Origin of the sequence: Nonomuraea ceibae (assembly GCF_019396325.1) — a bacterium.
GTDB lineage: Bacteria > Actinomycetota > Actinomycetes > Streptosporangiales > Streptosporangiaceae > Nonomuraea > Nonomuraea ceibae.
In genome coordinates this window covers 38,242-59,256 of sequence record NZ_JAHKRO010000057.1, presented here as the reverse complement: position 1 = coordinate 59,256, position 21,015 = coordinate 38,242, and the positions used below count along the sequence as shown (strand labels likewise).

4 protein-coding genes are annotated in these 21,015 nt (G+C 76.5%); all 4 read right to left on the bottom strand.

All coding sequences use genetic code 11. The features are described from left to right. A partial coding sequence (locus KME80_RS29505) for a beta-ketoacyl synthase N-terminal-like domain-containing protein (protein WP_219509645.1) occupies positions 1-1,583 on the bottom strand: 1,583 nt, incomplete at its 3' end. A 4-nt stretch (positions 1,584-1,587) separates the two neighbouring features. Beyond that, entirely contained in the window at positions 1,588-6,894 is a 5,307-nt protein-coding gene (locus KME80_RS29500; protein ID WP_219509644.1) for a type I polyketide synthase, read from the bottom strand. A 4-nt stretch (positions 6,895-6,898) separates the two neighbouring features. Continuing rightward, on the bottom strand, positions 6,899-12,241 hold the full coding sequence (locus tag KME80_RS52065; RefSeq protein WP_219509643.1) for a type I polyketide synthase: 5,343 nt from the start codon (positions 12,239-12,241) through the stop codon (positions 6,899-6,901). A gap of 28 nt (positions 12,242-12,269) precedes the next feature. Beyond that, the gene (locus KME80_RS29490) at positions 12,270-20,816 is read right to left on the bottom strand and encodes a type I polyketide synthase (protein WP_219509642.1); all 8,547 of its coding nucleotides are present in this window, start codon (positions 20,814-20,816) and stop codon (positions 12,270-12,272) included. Positions 20,817-21,015: the final 199 nt, after the last annotated feature.

Genomic DNA, 21,015 nt, shown 5'->3' with positions numbered 1-21,015 from the left:
CCTCCCCCGGCGGCGGGCACCGGCCCTCCGGCCGAGGCGGCGCCCTCACCGGAGCGGGCGCCCACTCCGGTGGGGGCGGGGGTTGCGGGGTGGGTGGGTCCTGCGGTGGGCGCCGCTGCTCCGGCGTACGCGAGGGTGGTCGCTTCCGGCTGGGGGGAAGGGTGCGGAGGGGCGGCCTGGAGGATCAGGTGGGCGTTGGTGCCGGAGAGGCCGAAGGAGCTGACGCCGGCGAGGCGGGGGGCGTCGTCGCGGCGGGGCAGCGGCACGGGTGCGGTGACCGGCTGGACGGTGCCGTCGGCGGGGATCGCGGCGGCCGGGGTGGTGAGGTTGAGGCTGGGCGGGATGAGCTCGTTCTCCAGGATGAGCACCGTCTTGATGAGCCCGGCGACGCCGGCGGCGGCCTGGGTGTGGCCGATGTTGGTCTTGACGGCGCCGACGCGGAGGGGCCGGTCGGCGCTCCGGCCGCCGAAGACGTCGTGGAGGGCGGACAGCTCGATGGCGTCGCCGAGGTGGGTGCCGGAGCCGTGCGCCTCGACGTAGTCGATCTCGCCGGGGGTGACGCGGGCGGCGGCGAGGGCGCGGGTGATCACGTCGGCCTGGGCCTTGCGGCTGGGCGCGGTGAGCCCGTTGCTGCGCCCGTCCTGGTTGACGGCGGAGCCGCGCAGGACGGCGCGGATGCGGCGGCCGTTGGCGAGGGCCTTGGAGAGGGGTTCGAGGACGACGAGGCCGCCGCCTTCGCCCATGACGTAGCCGTCGGCGGACTCGTCGAAGGTCTTGCACCGGCCGTCGGCGCACATCATGAGCCCGGCGCACGCCTGGATGTAGAGGGTGGGGTGCAGCGACAGGGACGCTCCGGCGGCGAGGGCCAGGTCGCACTCGCCGCGGCGCAGGGCCTGGGCGGCGAGGTGGACGGCGATGAGCGAGGAGGAGCAGGCGGTGTCGACGGTGAGGGTGGGCCCGATCAGGTCGAGCTGGTAGGCGATGCGCCCGGCGGCGACGCTGGGGATGGCGCCCTGGCCGAGGTACGGGTCGGACAGGGCGTCGCGGCCCTGGCGTTCCATCTGGAGCCGCCCGTACTGGAGGGTGTCCATGAAGCCGACCATGACGCCGGTGCGGCTGCCGCGCATGCGGGTGGGTGACAGCCCGGCGCTCTCCAGTCCTTCCCAGGCGAGTTCGAGGAGGATGCGCTGCTGGGGGTCCATGCGGAGGGCTTCGCGGGGTGACAGGCCGAAGAACTCGGCGTCCCAGCCGGCGACGTCGTCGAGGAAGGTGCCGTAGCGGGTGTAGATGCCGCCGGGGGCGCGGGGGTCGGGGTCGTAGTAGTCGTCGATGTCCCAGCGGGCGGACGGCACCTCGCGGACCGCGTGCCGGCCGTCGCGCAGCAGGTCCCAGTAGCCGTCGACGGTGCCGGCGCCGCCGGGGTAGCGGCAGGCCATGCCGATGACGGCGATGGGCTCGTCGTGGCGCTCCTCCACCTCGGCGAGCCTGCGGCGGGTCTGGGCCAGTTCGACGGTTGCGCGTTTGAGGTAGGCGCGGAGCTTGTCCTCGGTCCCCATCGGTCGAGCCTTTCCGGTCGCGGTCATGTCGTCACAGTTCGTTGTCGATGAGGGCGAAGATCTCCTCGTCGGAAGCAGAGTCGATCTTGTCCATCACGCCGCCCGCGTCCGCGGGGGCGGCGCCGAGCTTGGTGAGCGCGCCCTGCAGGATCGGTACGAGCCGGCCTCGGATGGCGTCTCCTTCGCCGTTGGCGTTGAGCAGCAGGTCGTCGATCTGCTCCAGCGCCTTGCGCAGGGTGTCCTCGGGTGAGGGCGGCGCGGGGGCGAGGACGCCGGCCAGGTAGGCGGCCAGCGCGTTGACGGTGGGGTGGTCGAAGACGAGCGTGGGCGGCAGGCGCAGGCCGGTGTCGGCGTTGAGCCGGTTGCGCAGTTCGACGGCGGTGAGGGAGTCGAAGCCGAGCTGGTTGAAGGGCCGGTCGAGTTCGACGCTGTCGGGGCTGCCGTGCGCGAGGACGGCGGCGACCTGGGCGCGTACGGTGTCGACGAGCAGGCGGTGGGCGTCCTGGCGGGGCAGGGTGGCGAGGCGGGCGGCGAGTGCGCCGGGTCCGGCTCCGGCGGGTGCGCCGGCGGTGCGGCGGGGGGCGCGGACGAGGCCGTGGAGCATGGGCGGCAGGTCGCCGGTCTCGGCTCGGGCGCGCAGTCCGGCGGTGTCCCAGCGGGCGGCGACGACGAGCGGGTCGGGGCTGGTGAGCGCGGTGTCGAACAGGTCGAGGCCCTGGTCGACGGTGAGGGGGGCGATGCCGGCGCGGGCGAGCCTGGCGACGTCCGTCTGGGTGAGGGCGCCGGTCATGCCGGAATCGGTGTCCCACAGGCCCCAGGCGATGGACACGCCGGTGAGGCCGTGTTCGCGCCGGTGGGCGGCGAGGGCGTCGAGGAAGGCGTTCGCCGCGGCGTAGTTGCCCTGGCCGGGGTTGCCGAGGACGCCCGCGAGGGAGGAGAACAGGACGAAGAACGCCAGGTCGCGGTCCTGGGTGAGCTCGTGCAGGTGCCAGGCGGCGTCGGCCTTGGGGCGCAGCACGGTGTCGATCCGGCCGGGGGTCAGGCTCTCGACGAGGCCGTCGTCGAGGACTCCGGCGGTGTGGACGACCCCGGCCAGCGGGACGTCCGCGAGCAGGGCGGCCAGGGCGTCGCGGTCGGCCACGTCGCAGGCCGCGACGGTGACGCGGGCGCCCAGCTCTTCCAGGTCCGCCACCAGGCCGGCGGCGCCGGGGGCGGCCTCGCCGCGCCGCGACACCAGCAGCAGGTCCCGTACGCCGTGGCCTGTCACGAGGCGGCGGGCCACGAGGGCGCCCAGGCCGCCGGTGCCGCCGGTCACCAGCACGGTTCCGGAGATTTCGGGTAACGGGTGGGGGTCGGGCTTGCGGCGGGCCAGGCGCGGGATGAGGGCCTTGCCGTCCACGACGCGGACCTGGGGCTCGCCGGTGGCGGTGACGAGGGCCCAGTCGGTGTGGCCTTCCTGGGCCTCGGCCAGCACGAACCGGCCGGGCTGCTCCGACTGCGCCGAGCGCACCAGCCCCCACACGGCGGCCGCCGCCGGGTCGCCGGGCCGGGTGGCGAAGACCACGGTGGCGTCGTCGGGCTGCGCGGCGACGGCGTCGAGGACGCGCGTGGTCAGCTCGCGCACGCGGGACGGCACGTCAGGCCGGTCGCTGACGCACGGGATCACCACGGGGTCGGCGGCTCCGGCCGCGGCGGCGGGGGCCTCGACCCAGTCCACGCCGTGCGCGGCCGTGCCGGTGGCGGCGCGGCGGGGCGCGGCGGCGCGGACGCGCAGGCTGCCGATCGACAGGACGGGCGCGCCGTCGGGGCCGGCCGCCTCGACGTGCGTGTCGTCGCCGTCCACGGCGAGGCGTACGCGCAGCTCGGGGGCCTGCGAGGCGTGCAGGGCGACGCCGCCGAACGCGAACGGCAGCCGCAGCTCGTCGTCGCCGCCGGCCAGCACGAGCGGGTGCAGCGCGGCGTCGAGCAGGGCGGGGTGGATGCCGAACCCCGCGGGGTCGACGCCGTCGGGCAGGGCGACCTCGGCGAACAGCTCGTCGCCGCGCCGCCACACCGCGCGCAGCCCCTGGAAGGCCGGGCCGTACTCGTAACCGCGCTCGGCCAGCCGCTCGTAGCCGCCCTCGACCTCGACCGGCTCGGCGCCCTCCGGGGGCCAGGTCCCGGCCCACGGGTACGCGGCCGCGTGCGGGGCGTCGGGGGTGAGGGTGCCGGAGGCGTGCCGCTGCCAGCCGTCGGGGGTGCGGGAGTGGACGGCGACGGCGCGGCGTCCTTCGTCGCCGGGCGGGTCGACGGTGACCTGGAGGGTGACGGCGCCGCTGTCGGGGAGCGGCAGCGGGGCCTCGATGACGAGCTCGTCCAGGCGGCCGCACCCGGCGTGGGCGCCGGCTTCGAGCGCGAGCTCGGCGAACGCGGCGCCGGGCAGCAGCGCGCCGCCTTCCACGGCGTGGTCGGCGAGCCAGGGCGCGCCCCGCGCCGACAGCGGGCCGGACAGCACGTACGCGTCGCCCGCGACGGGGACGACGGCGGCGAGCAGCGGGTGCCGGGAGCCGTCGATGCCCGCGCCGGCGGGGCGGGCGGGCGCCTCGTGGTCGCCGAGCCAGTAGCGGCGCCGTTCGAAGGCGTAGGTGGGCGGCTCGGCGGCCGGGTAGGGGGCGGCGGCCAGGGCGGTGAGCCAGTCGACCGGCGCGCCGAGCACCCAGGCGTGGGCGAGCGCGGCCAGCATGCGCGGCCAGTCGCCCGCGCCGCGCCGCAAAGAGGCGCAGACTCCGGCGGTGATGCCGGCGGCGTGCCGGCTGTCGTCGGTGTCGGCGCCGAGCACCGGGTGCGGGCTGCACTCGACGAACAGCGGCGTGCCGGTCCCGGCGAAGGCCCGGACCGCCTCGTCGAACAGCACCGGGTTGCGCAGGTTGTCGTACCAGTAGCCGGAGGTGAGCCGGTCCGGCTCGACGAAGCGCCCGTCGAGGGAGGAGCAGAAGGCGACGCCGGTGTCCTGCGGCCGTACGCCGTCGAGGGCGGCGGCGAGCTCGTCGGCGATGGGCTCGACGAGCGGGGTGTGGGAGGCGTAGTCGACGGCGATGCGGCGCGTCCGGACGGCGTCGCCGCAGGCGGCGGCGAACTCGTCCAGGGCGGCGTCCTCGCCGGCGACGACGCAGGAGGCGGGGCCGCTGTGCACGGCCACCCAGAGGCGGCCCGCCCACGGCTCGATCCGCGCCTGAGTGTCGGCGGCGGGCAGGGCGACGGCCATCATGCCGCCGGTGCCGCTGAGCCGCAGCAGGGCGCGGGAGCGCAGGGCGACGACGCGGGCGGCGTCCTCCAGGGTGAGCGCCCCGGCGACGCAGGCGGCGGCGATCTCGCCCTGGGAGTGGCCGAGGACGGCGGTGGGCTGGACGCCGAGCGAGCGCCACAGCTCGGCGAGCGAGACCATGACGGCGAACAGGACGGGCTGGATGACGTCCGTGCCGTCGAGCGCGGGGGCGCCGCCGGTGCCGCGCAGCACGTCGACGACGGACCAGCCGGTGTGCGGGCGCAGTGCCTCGTCGCAGCTCAGCAGCCGGTCGCGGAAGACGTCGCTGGTGTCGAGGAGGTCGACGGCCATGCCCGCCCACTGGGAGCCCTGGCCGGGGAAGACGAACACGGGCCGGGGGGCGGGCAGCGCCTCGCCGAGGACGGCGGCGGCGTGCGGGGCGCCGGTGGCGAGGGCGTCGAGCGCGTCGAGCAGCTCGGCGCGGCCGTCGGCGACGACGGCGGCGCGGTGCGCGAACGCGGCGCGGCGGGCCAGGGCGCGGCCGGTGGCGCGCAGGTCGGCGTCGGTGGCGGTGGCGGCGTAGCGGCGCAGGCGGGCGGCCTGGGCGCGCAGGGCGGTCTCGGTCTTGGCGGACACGGTCCAGACGAGCGGCTCGCCGGTCGTGGCGGGCGTGCCGGTGGGGGCGGGGACGGCTTCGAGGATGACGTGGGCGTTGGTGCCGCTGACGCCGAAGCTGGACACGCCGGTGCGGGCCGGGCGGTCGGCGGGCAGCGCGACCTCCTCGGTGGCCACGCGGACGCCGCCGGACTCCCAGTCGACGTGCGCGGTGGGCTCGGTGACGTGCAGGGTGCGCGGCAGCACGCCGTGGCGCATGGCCTGCACCATCTTGATCACTCCGGCGACGCCGGCGGCGGCCTGGGTGTGGCCGATGTTGGACTTGACCGAGCCGACCCACACGGGCTGGTCGTCGGCGCGGCCCCGGCCGTAGGTGGCCAGCAGCGCCCCGGCCTCGATCGGGTCACCCAGGCGGGTGCCGGTGCCGTGCGCCTCGACGGCGTCGACGTCGCGGGTGTCCAGCAGGGCGTCGGCGAGGGCCTGGCCGATCACGCGTTCCTGGGCGGGGCCGCTGGGGGCGGTCAGGCCGTTGCTTGCCCCGTCCTGGTTGACCGCCGAACCCCGGATCACCGCGAGCACGCGCCGCCCGTTGCGGATCGCCGACGACAGCCGCTCCAGCACCAGCACGCCCACGCCCTCGGACCACGCCGCCCCGTCCGCCGAGGCGGAGAACGACTTGCACCGCCCGTCGGCCGACAGCGCCCGCTGCCGCGAGAACTCGATGAACGGCACCGGTGACGCCATCACCGTCACGCCGCCGGCCAGGGCGAGCGCGCACTCCCCGCGCCGCAGCGACTGCACGGCCAGGTGCAGGGCGACGAGCGAGGAGGAGCAGGCGGTGTCGACGGTCAGGCTGGGGCCCTCCAGCCCGAGCGTGTACGAGACGCGCCCCGACAGGACGCTGGAGGCGCTGGAGGTGAACAGGGTGCCCTCGACCGAGCCGGGGGCCAGCTCCAGGAACCGGGTGGAGTAGTGCTCGTACATGCATCCGGCGTAGACGCCGGTGCGGCTGCCGCGCAGCGTGCCCGGGTCGATCCCGGCCCGCTCCAGCGCCTCCCAGCACGACTCCAGGAACAGCCGGTGCTGCGGATCCGTCGCCAGGGCGCTGCGCGGGCTCATGCCGAAGAACCCCGCGTCGAACTCCCCGGCGTCGTGGACGAAGCCGCCGTGCCTGACGTACGACTTGCCCGCGGCCTCGGGGTCGGGATCGTAGAGGCCGTCCAGGTCCCAGCCCCGGTCGGCGGGGAACTCGGTGATGGCGTCGCCCCCGGACGCCACCAGGTCCCACAGCTCCTCGGGGCTCGTCACCCCGCCGGGGTAGCGGCAGGCCATGCCGACGATCGCCACCGGCTCGTGCCGGCGGCCCTCCTCGTCGGCGAGTTGCCTGCGGGTGTCCGCCAGTTCGACGGTCGCGCGCTTGAGGTAGGCGCGGAGCTTGTCCTCGGTGCCCATCGGTCTGGCCCTTCCGGTCTCGGTCATGGCGTCACATCTCGTTGTCGATGAGGGCGAAGATCTCCTCGTCGGAAGCGGAATCGATCTTGTCCATCACCGTGTCGGGACGGCCCGCGCCGTCCGGAGCCGCGCCGAACCTGGCCAGGCCGCTCTGCAGCACCGCGACGAGCTTGCTGCGGATGGCCTCGCCGTCGCCCGTGGCGCTGGTGAGCATGGATCCCACACGTTCGAGCGCGCCGCGCAGGGTCTCCTCCGGGGAGGGCGGCGCGGGCGCGAGGGTGCTGAACAGGTACTCGGCGAGCGAGCTGATCGTCGGATGGTCGAAGACGAGCGTGGGCGGCAGGCGCAGGCCGGTGTCGGCGTTGAGCCGGTTGCGCAGTTCGACGGCGGTGAGGGAGTCGAAGCCGAGCTGGTTGAAGGCGCGGTCGACGCTGACCTTGTCGGGGCTGCCGTGGGCGAGCACGACGGCGACGTGGCCGCGCACCCGTTCGGTGAGCAGGCGCAGCGCCTCGTCCCTGGTGAGGGTGGCGAGCCGGGACATCAGCTCGGCCACGCCGGCGGGCTTGGCGGTGCGGCGGGGGGTGCGGACGAGGCCGTGCAGCATGGGCGGCAGGTCGCCCGCCTCGGCTCGGGCGCGCAGCCCGGCGGTGTCCCAGCGGGCGGCGACGACGAGGGGATCGGGGCTGGTGAGCGCGGTGTCGAACAGGTCGAGGCCCTGCTCGACGGTGAGGGGGGCGATGCCGGTACGGGCCAGCCTGGCCACGTCGGCCTGCGAGAGGCCGCCCGACATGCCCGATGCGGTGTCCCACAGGCCCCAGGCGACCGACACCGCCGCCAGGCCCAGCTCCCACCGGTGGGCGGCGAGGGCGTCGAGGAACGCGTTCGCCGCCGCGTAGTTGCCCTGACCGGCGTTCCCCAGCACCCCGGCCAGCGACGAGAACAGCACGAAGAACGCCAGGTCCCGGTCGCGGGTGAGCTCGTGCAGGTGCCAGGCGGCGTCGGCCTTGGGGCGCAGCACCGCGTCCATGCGTTCGGGGGTCAGGCTCTCGATCAGCGCGTCGTCCAGGACTGCCGCGGTGTGGACGACCCCGGCCAGGGGCACGTCCGCGAGCAGCGCGGCCAGGGCGTCGCGGTCGGCCACGTCGCAGGCGGCGACCGTGACCCGGGCGCCCAGCCCCTCCAGCTCCGCCACCAGCTCACCGGCGCCCGGAGCGGACTCACCACGCCGCGACACCAGCAGCAGATCCCGCACACCGTGAACCGTCACCAGACGGCGCGCCACCAGCGCGCCCAGACCACCCGTGCCACCAGTCACCAGCACAGGCCCCGAAATTTCCGGCAATGGGCGGGTTTCGGGCTTGCGGCGGACGAGGGCCGGGGCCAGCACCCTGCCGTCGCGGACCCGTACCTGGGGCTCGGCGACGGCGGCCAGGCTGCCCCAGTCGGCGTGGCCGTCCTCGACCTCGGCCAGCACGAACCGGCCGGGCTGCTCGGCCTGCGCCGCGCGCACCAGCCCCCACACGGCGGCGCCCGCCGGGTCGCCGGAGCGGGTGACGAACGCCAGCCGCGACTCGGCCATCCGCGCGTCGCCGATCGCCGTCAGCACCTGCTGGGTGAGCCGGCGGACGGCGGCGGGGACGTCGCCGGGACGGTCGGTGACGCACGGGATGACGACGGCCTCGGCCACGCCGCTGCCGGGCGGCGTCTCGGACCACTCCACGGCGTACACCGCCTGCGCGGGCCTGGCCGGCGTCCCGGACGGGACCGCCCGCACGCGCAGGGAGGCGAAGGAGAGCGCCGGCTGTCCCGCCGGGGTGGCGGCCTCCAGCGCGCACTCGTCGCCGCCCGCGCCGGTCAGGCGCACCCGCAGCCGGTCCGCGCCGGGATGGAGGAGCCGCAGGCCGCGCAGCTCGAACGGCAGCCGCACGCTCTCGTCGTCCCCGGCGACGAGCAGCGGGTGGAAGGCCGCGTCGAGCAGCGCGGGGTGGATGCCGAACCCCTCGGGGTCCACGTCGCCGGGCAGGGCGACCTCGGCGAACAGCTCGTCGCCGCGCCGCCACACCGCGCGCAGCCCCTGGAAGGCCGGGCCGTACTCGTAACCGCGCTCGGCCAGCCGCTCGTAACCGCCCTCGACCTCGACCGGCTCGGCGCCCTCCGGCGGCCAGGTCCCGGCCCACGGGTACGCGGCCGCCTGCGGGGCGCCGCCCGCCGTGACGGTGGCGGACACGTGGCGGGTCCAGTCGGCGTCGGGGTCACCGGCGGGCCGCGAGTACACGCGTACCGGCCTGGCCCCCGCGTCGTCGGCGCTCTCGGCGACCACCCGGACGGCCACCCCGCCCTCCGGCGGCAGCGTCAGCGGCGACTCGAACACCAGCTCCTCGACCGCGTCGCAGTCCACCCGCCCGGCCGCCTCCAGGACCAGCTCGGCCAGCGCCGCCCCGGGCAGCACGACCGTCCCGGACACCGCGTGCCCGGCCAGCCAGGGCGCCGTGGCCACCGACAGGCGCCCGGTCAGCACCACGGGCCCGTCCTCGGGCAGGTCGACGGCCGCGCTCAGCAGCGGGTGCCCGGCCTCGCGCAGCCCGGCCGCCGCCAGGTCGGCGGCGGACGCGGGCGGGGCGAGCCAGTAGCGTTCGCGCTCGAAGGCGTACGTCGGCAGGTCCACGAGCCGGCCGCCCGCCGCCCGCGCGGGCCAGTCCACGCGCACCCCCGCCGTCCAGGCGCGGGCCAGGCAGCCGGCGAGCCCGTCGGTCTCGGTACGGTCGCGGCGGTGCAGGGGGACGATCGCGGCGTCCTCGCGGGTGACGCAGTCGTGCGCCATCCCGGACAGCACCGCCTGCGGCCCCACCTCCACGAAGACGCCGACGCCCTCGTCCTCCAGGCGGGAGATCGCCGCCCGGAACAGCACCGGCCCGGTGATCTGGTCGAGCCAGTAGGAGGTGCTCGCCCACGTGCCGCCCGCTCCCGGGACGGCCGTGGTGTGCGGCCTGCCGAACGTCACCCCCGCCAGCTCGGCGGCGAACGCCGACAGCATCGGCTCCATCAGCGGCGAGTGGAAGGCGTGGCTGACCGGCAGGCGGCGGATGCGGCGGCCCCGGGCCCGCCACTGCTCGGCGACGGCCAGGCACTCCCGCTCGGCGCCGGACACGACCACGGCGGCGGGGCCGTTGACGGCGGCGACGCTCACGCGCGACTCCAGCCCGGCGATCGACCCGGCGACCTCCTCGGCGGTGGCCTCCACGGCCACCATCGCGCCGGGCTCGCGCAGCTCCTGCATGAGCCGGCCGCGCGCGGCGATGAGGCGGGCGGCGTCGGCCAGGGACCACACCCCGGCGGCGTACGCGGCGGCGTACTCGCCCACCGAGTGCCCGGCGACCGCGTCCGGCCGCACGCCGTGCGAGGCGAGCAGCTTGAGGGCGGCCACCTCGAAGGCGAACAGCGCCGGCTGCGTGTAGGCGGTCCTGTCGAGCAGAGCGGCGGTGGCGCTGCCGGGCTCGGCCCACATCACGTCCCGCAGCGGCCTGTCGAGGTACGGGCCCAGCGCGTCGCACACGTCGTCCAGGGCGGCGGCGAACACGGGGGACGCCGCCGCGAGCTCGCGGCCCATCCCGGCCCGCTGCCCGCCCTGCCCGGTGAACAGGAACGCCGTCCTCGGCTGCTCCCCCGCCACCCCTTCCACCACTGCCGCTTCCACCACGGCCGCCGCGGCGGGCCCGCCGCTCGGGGAGCTCCCGTTGGCGTGCGCGGCCGGGGCGGGTGTGCCGGTGGCGTACGCGGCGAGGGCGGTGGTGAGGGCGGCGTGGTCGGGGCCGAGGACGACGGCGCGGTGCGGGAGTGCGGCGCGTCCGGCGAGGGTGCGCGCCACGTCGGCGGGCCGGGGCGGCTCGCCGGAGGTGACGGCGGCGTGCAGCCGGGCGGCCTGGGCGCGCAGGGCCCGGGGGCTGCGGGCGCTGATCGGCCAGGCGACCTGCTCCGGCGCCTCCGGCGTCACGGGCTCGGGCTCGGGCTCAGCGGCGGGCTCGGCGGCGGGGGCCTCCTCGATGATGAGGTGGGCGTTGGTGCCGCTGATGCCGAACGAGGAGATCCCGGCCCGGCGCGGCCGTTCCCCCGAGGGCCAGGCGCGGGCGGAGGTCAGCAGCTCGGCCCGCCCGGACTCCCAGTCGACGTGCGGGGTGCGTTCGGTGACGTGCAGGGTGGGCGGCAGCACCTCGTGGCGCATGGCCTGCACCATCTTGATCACTCCGGCCACCCCGGCGGCGGCCTGGGTGTGGCCGATGTTGGACTTGACCGAGCCGACCCACACCGGCCGGTCGTCGGCGCGGCCCCGGCCGTAGGTGGCCAGCAGCGCCCCGGCCTCGATCGGGTCACCCAGGCGGGTCCCGGTGCCGTGCGCCTCGACGGCGTCCACGTCCCGCGTGTCGAGCCGCGCGTCCGCCAGGGCCTGGCCGATCACGCGCTCCTGGGCCGGGCCGCTGGGGGCGGTCAGCCCGTTGCTGGCGCCGTCCTGGTTGACAGCCGATCCGCGGATCACCGCGAGCACGCGCCGTCCGTTGCGGATCGCCGACGACAGCCGCTCCAGCACCAGCACGCCCACGCCCTCGGACCACGCCGCCCCGTCGGCCGAGGCGGAGAACGACTTGCACCGCCCGTCCGCCGACAGCGCCCGCTGCCGCGAGAACTCGACGAAGATGTCCGGCGCGGCGATCACGGTGACGCCGCCGGCCAGCGCGAGCGTGCACTCGTCCTGGCGCAGGGCGCGCGTGGCGAGGTGGAGCGCGACCAGGGACGACGAGCAGGCCGTGTCCACGGTGATGGACGGTCCCTCGAGCCCCAGCGTGTACGAGACGCGCCCGGACAGGACGCTCGGCGTGCTGGAGGTGAGCAGGCTGCCCTCGACCTCTTCGGGCACCCGGTCGAGGAAGCGCGTGGAGTAGAGCTCGTACATGCTGCCCGCGTAGACGCCGGTGCGGCTGCCGCGCAGCGTGCCCGGGTCGATCCCGGCCCGCTCCAGCGCCTCCCAGCACGACTCCAGGAACAGCCGGTGCTGCGGATCCGTCGCCAGCGCGCTGCGCGGGCTCATGCCGAAGAACCCCGCGTCGAACTCCCCCGCGTCGTGCAGGAACCCGCCGTGGCGCACATAGGACTTCCCGGACGCCTCCGGATCGGGGTCGTACAGCCCGTCCACGTCCCAGCCCCGGTCGGCGGGAAACTCGGTGATCGCGTCGCCCCCGGACGCCACCAGGTCCCACAACTCCTCCGGGCCCGTCACCCCGCCGGGGAAACGGCACGCCATGCCGACGATCGCCACCGGCTCGTGCCGGCGGCCCTCCTCGTCGGCCAGCCGCCGGCGGGTCTCCGCCAGCTCGACGGTCACACGCTTGAGATAGGCACGGAGTTTCTCGTCATTCGCCACGTTCTGGCCTTTCCATAGACAGGGGGGACGTCATCGCCCGGTTGTCGATCAGGGCGAAGATCTCCTCGTCCGATGCGGAGCCGATCTCCGCCGCGCCGCCGCTGCCGGCGGGGTCGGCGGAGGGGACGGCGCTGGTGGCCCCGATCCTCGTGAGAGCGCTCTGCAGGATGGCGACGAGCTGGCCGCGCATGGCGTCCGCCTCGCCGTTGGCCGTCCGCAGCATCGACTCGGCCTGGTCCACGGCGGCCCGCAGCGTGTCCTCGGCCGACGGCGCCTCGGGCGCCAGCGCGCCGAACAGGTAGGCGGCCAGCGCGGTGACGGTCGGGTGGTCGAAGACCAGCGTGGCGGGCAGCCGGAGCCCGGCGTCGGCGTTGAGCCGGTTACGCAGTTCGACGGCGGTGAGCGAGTCGAAGCCCAGCTCGTTGAAGGCCCGGTCGACGTCCACGTCCTCGGGGCTGCCGTGCGCCAGGACGGCGGCGACGTGCGAGCGGACCAGCTCGACCAGGTGGGCGCGGCCGTCGGCCTCGGCCATCCCGGCCAGCCGCTCGGTCAGCCCGCCGGGTCCGGCGACGGCCGCCGTGCTCGCCGCCGTCGTCGCGCGCCGAGGGGTGCGGACGAGGCCGCGGAGCATGGGCGGCAGGTCGCCCGCCTCGGCTCGGGCGCGCAGCCCGGCGGTGTCCCAGCGGGCGGCCACGATCAGCGGCTCAGAGCTGGTCAGGGCCGTGTCGAACAGGTCGAGGCCCTGGTCCACGGTGAGCGGGGCGATGCCCGCGCGGGCCAGCCTGGCCACGTCGGCCTGGGACAGGCCGCCCGACATGCCCGATGCGGTGTCCCACAGGCCCCAGGCGATCGACACCGCCGCCAGGCCCAGCTCCCGCCGGTGGGCGGCGAGGGCGTCGAGGAACGCGTTCGCCGCCGCGTAGTTGCCCTGGCCCGCGTTCCCCAGCACCCCGGCCAGCGACGAGAAGAGCACGAAGAAGGACAGCTCGCGATCCTGGGTCAGCTCGTGCAGGTACCAGGCCGCGTCGGCCTTGGGCGCCAGCACCGCGTCGAGCCGGGCCCCGGACAGCCCTTCCAGGACGGTGTCGTCGAGCACGGCCGCCGTGTGGACGACCCCGGCCAGGGGCACGTCCGCGAGCAGGGCGGCCAGAGCGTCGCGGTCCGACACGTCGCAGGCCGCGACCCTGACCCGGGCGCCCAGCCCCTCCAGCTCGGCCACCAGCTCACCGGCCCCCGGAGCGGCCTCACCACGCCGCGACACCAGCAGCAGATCCCGCACACCGTGAACCGTCACCAGACGGCGCGCCACCAGCGCGCCCAGACCACCCGTGCCACCAGTCACCAGCACAGGTCCCGAAATTTCGGGCGATGTCCCCGGGGTGAGCTCCTGCCGGGTCAGGCGCGGCGCCAGCAACTGCTCGTCGGCCGTGGCCAGCTGGGTCTCGCCGGAGGCGACGGCGGCGGCGAGGCGTTCCCAGGCGGTGAAGCCGGGCGCGACCTCGGCCAGGGCGAAGCGGCCGGGGTGCTCGGACTGGGCAGACCGCAGCAGGCCCCAGACGGCGGCCGTCCCCGGCCCGCCCGGCCGGGTGGCGAACACCAGCCGCGACCCGGCGAACCGCTCGTCGGCCAGCCACCCCTGCGCCAGGTCGAGGACCTCGCGCAGCGCGTCGTGCGCCGAGTACGGCAGGTCGTCGCCGTCCACGTGGACGGGCGCCAGCACGGTGGCGGGCACGCCGCCCGCGTTCATGCCGGCCAGCGAGGCGAGGTCGTAGTGGCGCGGCGCGGCGATCCCCGCCCGCTCCAGCTCGGCCGCCAGCTCGTCGGCGGCCTCGTCGTACCCGACGAGCGCCCAGCCGCCGGCCCCGGCCGCGGACGGCTCGGGCAGCGGCGTCCAGTCCAGCGTGTGCCCGGCGGCCCCGGCGGCGGGCCGGGCGGCGCCGCGCGGCAGGCGGCGCAGGGCCAGCTCGGCGGCGGCGATCCGGGCGCCCGTGCCGTCGAACAGCGCCAGCGCGATCCGGTCGTCGCCCAGGTCGGTGATCCGGGCGCGCACCGTCTCGGCACCCAGCGCGGTGACGCGCACGCCGCTCCAGGAGAACGGCAGCAGCAGCGCCGACGGGTCGTCGGCCGACTCCAGCACCACCAGGTGCAGCACCGCGTCCAGCAGCGCCGGGTGCAGCACGAACCGGCCGGCGTCGGCGCGTGCCTGCTCGGGCAGCGCCACCTCCACGTACGCGTCGCCGCCGTCGCGCCAGGCGGCCCGCAGCCCCTGGAACGCGGGACCGTACGCGTAACCGCGCTCGGCGAGCAGCTCGTAGAGGCCGTCCAGGCCGATCGGACCGGCCTCGGGCGGCCAGCCGGGCAGCCACTCGGGGGCGTCCCCGGCGCCGGAGCCGAGCAGGCCGGTGGCGTGGCGCGTCCAGGGGGCGTCGGCGTCGCCCGCCGGGCGGGCGTGCACGGTCAGGGCGCGGCGGCCCTGCTCGTCCGGCCCCGACACGCTGACCTGCACGTGCGCCGCGCCCTCCGGCGGGAGCGGCAGCGGCGCCTCCAGGGTCAGGTCCTCGACGGCGTCGCAGCCGGCGGCGGCCACGGCCTGCAGCGCCAGCTCGACGAAGGCGGTGCCGGGCAGCAGGACGCCGCCGTCGATCGCGTGGTCGGCCAGCCACGGCACGGCCGGCACGGACAGCCGGCCGGCCAGCAGGAACCCGTCGTCGGCGGCCACCGGCAGCACGGCGCCCAGCAGCGGGTGCCCGGAGCCCGGCGCGGCGAGGCCGAACAGCTCCCCCGAGCCGCCCGAGGGGGCGGTGAGCCAGTGCCGGGCCCGCTCGAACGGGTAGCCGGGCAGGGCCTCGTGGTGGCGGCGGGCCGTGCCGAGCGCGGCGGCCCAGTCGACGCCCGCGCCGAGCACCCACGCCTGGCCGAGCGCCTTGAACAGCCTCGGCGCGCCGCCGTCGCCGCGCCGCAGCGTGCCCGTGGCGCCGCCGGGCGCGCCGGCCGCCGCGAGCGTGTCCTGGACGTGGCCGGTCAGCACCGGGTGCGGGCTGGCCTCGACGAACACCGGCGTCCCCGCCGCCGCGACCGCCTCGATCGCCTGCTGGAAGCGGACCGGGTTGCGCAGCCCGGTGAACCAGTACTCGGCCGTGAGCAGGCCAGGGTCGATGAACTCGCCCGCGTACGAGGAGCAGAACGCCACCTCGGTGTCGCGGGGCCGTACCCCGTCGAGGACGCGCAGGATCTCCTCACGCAGCTCGTCGATGTGCGGGGTGTGGGCGGCGTAGCCGATGGCGACGCGGCGGGTCTGCACCGCGTCGCCGCAGGCGGCGGCGAACTCGTCGAGCGCGTCGGCGTCGCCCGCCACGACCGTGCTGGACGGGCCGCTGAACACGGCCGGCCACAGCCGTCCGGCGAACGGCTCCAGCAGCTCGCCGACGCGGGCGGCGGGCAGCGACACGGCGAGCATGCCGCCCTTGTCTCCCAGTCTCGTCAGCGCCCGGCTGCGCAGCACGACCACGCGGGCGGCGTCCTCCAGGGAGAGCGCCCCGGCGGCGCACGCGGCGGCGATCTCGCCCTGCGAGTGGCCGACGACGGCGGCAGGCTGGACGCCGAGCGTGCGCCACAGCCCGGCCAGCGCGACCATGACCGTGAACAGCACCGGCTGGATGACGTCGGAGCCCTCCATCGGCGGCGCGCCGGGACGTCCGCGCAGCACGTCGATGACGGACCAGCCGGTGTACGGGAACAGGGCGCGGTCGCAGCGGGCGGCCTGCTCGCGGAAGGCGGGGCTGCCGTCCAGCAGGTCGACGGCCATGCCGGCCCACTGGGAGCCCTGGCCGGGGAAGACGAACACCGGCTTGACCTCGGCGGGCGCGACGCCGCTGGTGACGGCGGCGTGCGGCGTCCCGGCGGCCAGGGCGGCGAGCCCGGCCAGCAGCTCGTCCGGGTCCGCGGCGACCACCACGGCCCGGTGCGCGAACACCGCCCGCCGCGCCAGCGCCCGCCCCGCGTCCACCAGCACCCCGATCACGCCACCCGCGACCGCGTCGGCGGACTCACCGCCGGGGACGTCGGCGTCCGCGGAGGTGGCGGCCGACCCGGCGGTGGGGTCGGTCGGTTCCGAGGTGGGGGTCTGGGTGATGAGGGTTTCGGCGTGGGTGTGGAGGCGGGCGGCCTGGGTGCGCAGGGCGGCCTCGGTGCGGGCCGACACGACCCAGACGATCGGCCCGGCGTCCGTGCCGGCCACCGGCTCCTCGTACGGGAGCTCGGCGGGCGGCGGGGCGGCCTCCACGATGACGTGCGCGTTCGTGCCGCTGATGCCGAAGCTGGAGACGCCGGCCCGGGGCGGCCGGTCCCCCGTGAGCTCGACCGGCTCGGTGAGCAGGCTGACCCCGGCCGAGGCCCAGTCGACGTGCGGCGTCGGGTCGGCGGCGTGCAGGGTGGGCGGCAGCGTCCGGTGCTCCAGCGCCTTCACCATCTTGATCACGCCGGCGACGCCGGCGGCGGCCTGGGTGTGGCCGATGTTGGACTTGAGCGACCCGAGCCAGACCGGCCGGCCGGGGTCGCGGCCCTCGCCGTAGACGGCGATGACCGAGTCGGCCTCGATGGGGTCGCCGAGCCGGGTGCCGGTGCCGTGCGCCTCGACGGCGTCGACGTCGGCGGCGGTGAGCCGGGCGTCGGCGAGCGCCTGCCTGATGACCTCGCGCTGGGCCTGCCCGCTGGGGGCGGTGAGCCCGTTGCTGGCGCCGTCCTGGTTGACGGCGCCGCCGCGCAGGACGCCGAGGACGCGGTGGCCGTGGCGGCGGGCGTCGGAGAGACGTTCGAGCACGAGCATGCCGGCGCCCTCGGCCCAGCCGGTGCCGTCGGCCTGCGCCGAGAACGCCTTGCACCGCCCGTCGCGGGCCAGCCCGCCCTGCCTGCTGAACTCGACGAACATGCCGGGCGTCGACATCACGGTCACGCCGCCCGCCAGCGCCAGCGCGCATTCGCCGCGCCGCAGCGCCCGCATCGCCAGGATGATCGAGACGAGCGAGGAGGAGCAGGCCGTGTCGGTGGTGATCGCGGGGCCGCGCAGGCCGAGCGTGTAGGCGATGCGGCCGGAGACGACGCTGAGCGCGGTGCCGGTCAGCAGGTGGCCGTCGGAGGCGCCGTCCGGCTGGTGCAGGCGGGGCCCGTAGTCGGGGGCCATCGCGCCGACGTACACGCCGGTCGGGGAGCCGCGCAGCGCCGCCGGGTCGATGCCGGCGCGTTCGACGGCCTCCCAGCAGATCTCCAGGAGGAGGCGCTGCTGCGGGTCCATGGCGGTGGCCTCGCGCGGGCTGATCCCGAAGAACGCGGCGTCGAACCGGTCGGCGTCGTGCAGGAACCCGCCGTGCCTGGTGTCGCTGGTGCCGGAGCCGCCCGAGCCGAACAGGGTGCCGAAGTCCCAGCCCCGGTTGGCGGGGAACTCGGTGATGGCGTCGGAGCCGGTGCTGACGAGCCGCCACAGGTCCTCGGGCGAGGTGACCTCGCCGGGGTAGCGGCAGCCCATGCCGACGATCGCGATCGGGTCGTCGTCAGTCCGCGCCGGGGTGACGGCGGCGGCGGTGGCGGGCTCCGGCTCCGCTCCGGTGAGCAGCCCGTGCAGGAAGGCGGTCAGCCGGTCGGGCGTGGGGTGGTCGTACAGCAGCCCGGCGGGCAGCCGCAGCCCGGTGGCCGAGCGCAGCTTGTCGCGCAGCTCGACGGCGGTGGCGGACTCCATGCCGAGGTCCTTGAACGTGCGGCCGGGCTCGACCGCCGCCGCCTCGCCGTAGCCGAGCAGCCGCGCCGTCGTGTCCAGCACCAGCTCGCGCACCTCGGCGCGCGACGTCCCGCCGCGTGGCGCCGCCTGCTGCGGCTCCGCGTCCAGCGGGACCGGCGTCGCCGGCGCGGTGCGGCGGGACGTGGCGGAGGCGCCGTGGGTCAGGTGCTGGAACGGGTACGTGGGCAGGTCGATCGGGCGTCCGCCGGGGCAGAGGCGGGCCCAGTCCACCGGTGCGCCCTGCGCGTACGCCTGGGCCAGCGACCGGGTCAGCCGTTCGGCGCCGCCCTCGCCGCGGCGCAGGGTGCCGGTCACGGCGACGTCGCGGCCCGCGTCCTCGGCCGTCTCCTCCACGCCGGTGACCAGCACCGGGTGCGGGCTGCACTCGACGAACAGCGCGCACTCCTCCAGGGCGGCGCGCACCGCCTGGCCGAAGCGGACGGGGCGGCGCAGGCTGCGGTACCAGTAGGCGGCGTCGAGCCCGGCGGTGTCCATCGGCTCGCCCGTGAGCGTCGAGACGAACGTCGTCTCCACGCTCACCGGCCGGATCGGGGCGAGCGCGGCCAGCACGTCCTCGCGCACCGCCTCGACCTCGGGCGAGTGGGAGGCGTAGTCGACCGGAATGATCTTGGTGCGGTGTCCGGGCAGCCGGGCGGCGAGCTCGGCCAGCGCCTCGCGGGGGCCGGAGACGACCAGCGAGCGCGGCCCGTTGTAGGCGGCGACGGACACGCCGCCGGGCAGCACGGGCTCGACCACCTCCAGCGGGGCGGCGACCGACATCATGCCGCCCTTGCCGGTGATGCCGGCGATGGCGCGGCTGCGCAGGGCGACGACCCTGGCGGCGTCGCCCAGCGTGAGCGCCCCGGCGACGGCGGCGGCGGCGATCTCGCCCTGCGAGTGGCCGACGACGGCGGCGGGGTGCACGCCGTGCGCGCGCCACGTCCCGGCCAGCGCGACCATGACCGCCCACAGCGCGGGCTGCACGACGTCGACGCGGTCCAGGCCGGGCGCGCCGGGGCGCTCGCGCAGGACGTCCATCAGCGCGTACGGAACGAAGGGCGCGAGGGCGTCGGCGCACTCGGCGAGGCGGGCGGCGAACACCGGGGAGGCGTCGATCAGCTCGCGCGCCATCCCGGGCCACTGGGAGCCCTGGCCGGGGAAGACGAACGCGCACCCGCCGGGCACGGCGGCGCCGGTGACGACGGAGTCGTGGGGACGCCCCTCGGCCAGGGCGGCGAGCGCGTCCCGCCGGGCTTCGCGGCCGGTGGCGAGGACGACGGCGCGCCGCTCGAACGGCGTCCTGGTGGCGGCGAGGCTGAGCGCCACGTCCACCGGCGCGACGGCGGGGTCCGCCGCGAGCGCGGCCAGCCGGGCGGCCTGCTCACGCAGGGCCCCTTCCGCTCGCCCGGACAGCACCCACGGTGCCTGATCGCCCGCTCCCGTCACGGCCCCGGCTTCGGCTGCGGCTTCGGTCGCGGCGGTTGCCGCCGCGCCGGGGGCGGGCGGCGGGGGTTCGGCGAGGATGAGGTGGCAGTTGGTGCCGCCCATGCCGAACGAGCTCACGCCCGCGAGCAGGCGGCCGCCGTCCGGCCAGGGGCGGGTCTCGGCGACGACGCTCAGGCGCAGCGCGTCCAGGGGGATGGCGGCGGGCGGCGTGCGGAAGTGCAGGCTGGCGGGCAGTTCGCGGTGCTTGACGGCGAGCACGACCTTGAGCAGCCCAGCGATGCCCGCCGCGCCCTCCAGGTGGCCGATGTTCGTCTTGACGGACCCGACCAGCAGCGGCTCGGCCCGCCCGGCCCCGTAGGCGGCGCCGAGCGCGGCGGCCTCCACCGGGTCGCCGGCCTTGGTGCCGGTGCCGTGCAGCTCGACGTAACGCACCTCGCCGGGCGTCACCCCGGCCTCGGCGCAGGCGAGCCTGATGACCTCCTCCTGGGCCCGGGCGCTGGGCACGGTCAGCCCTTCGCCGCCGCCGTCGTTGTTGACGGCCCCGCCGAGGATCACCGCGTGCACCCGGTCCCCGTCGGCCAGCGCGTCGGCGAGCCGCTTGAGCACGACGACGGCGCCGCCCTCGCCGCGCACGTACCCGTTGGCCCGCTCGTCGAAGACGTGGCAGCGGCCGTCGGGGGACAGCGCGCCGAACGCGCCGATGGCGGCGGTGGTCTCGCCGAGCAGGTTCAGGTTGACGCCGCCGGCGAGCGCCACGTCGCTCTCGCCGCGCCGCAGGCTGGCCGCGGCCATCTGGACCGCGACGAGCGACGACGACTGGCCGGTGTCGAGGGTGAGGCTGGGGCCGCGCAGCCCGAGCGCGTACGAGATCCGGTTGGCGATCAGCGCCCGGTTGACGCCCGTGTAGGCGTGGCGGCCGGGGCCGGGCGCCCGGTCGCGCAGGGCGGCGTAGTCCTGGGAGATCGCGCCGAGGAAGACGCCGGCGGCGCTGCCGCGCAGCGCGGCGGGCACGACGCGGGCGTGCTCGAGGGCTTCCCAGCCGAGTTCGAGCGCCAGCCGCTGGTGCGGGTCCATCGCGGCCGCCTCGTTCGGCGAGATGCCGAAGAAGGCGGCGTCGAAGCCGTCGACGTCGTCGAGGAACCCGCCCCGCCGGTACTCGGCCGCCTCGGGCCATCGGCCTTCGGGCGCGTCCGTGACCGCGTCCTCGCCATCGCGCAGGAGTTTCCAGAAACTGTCCGGATCCGTTGCCCGCGGCAGCCTGCACGCCATGCCGATGACGGCGATCGCGTCCGGCTCGCTCCGCTGTCCCGACTCACCCATCAATGCGCCACCCCAAAGCCTCGGGCGTCCAATTGACGCCGTTTATCCGAACGGCTGTGAAGCATTTACCGACAGCCGGACGAGTTCGCGGCCATTGCATAGTGAGTGAGACCCTAATTGGCGGTTCGGACCGCGGGCACAGGTCGCAGGCGGCACCTTGTTGCCGCCATTTGTTGCCATCGCCGCCGACCGTCCGGCC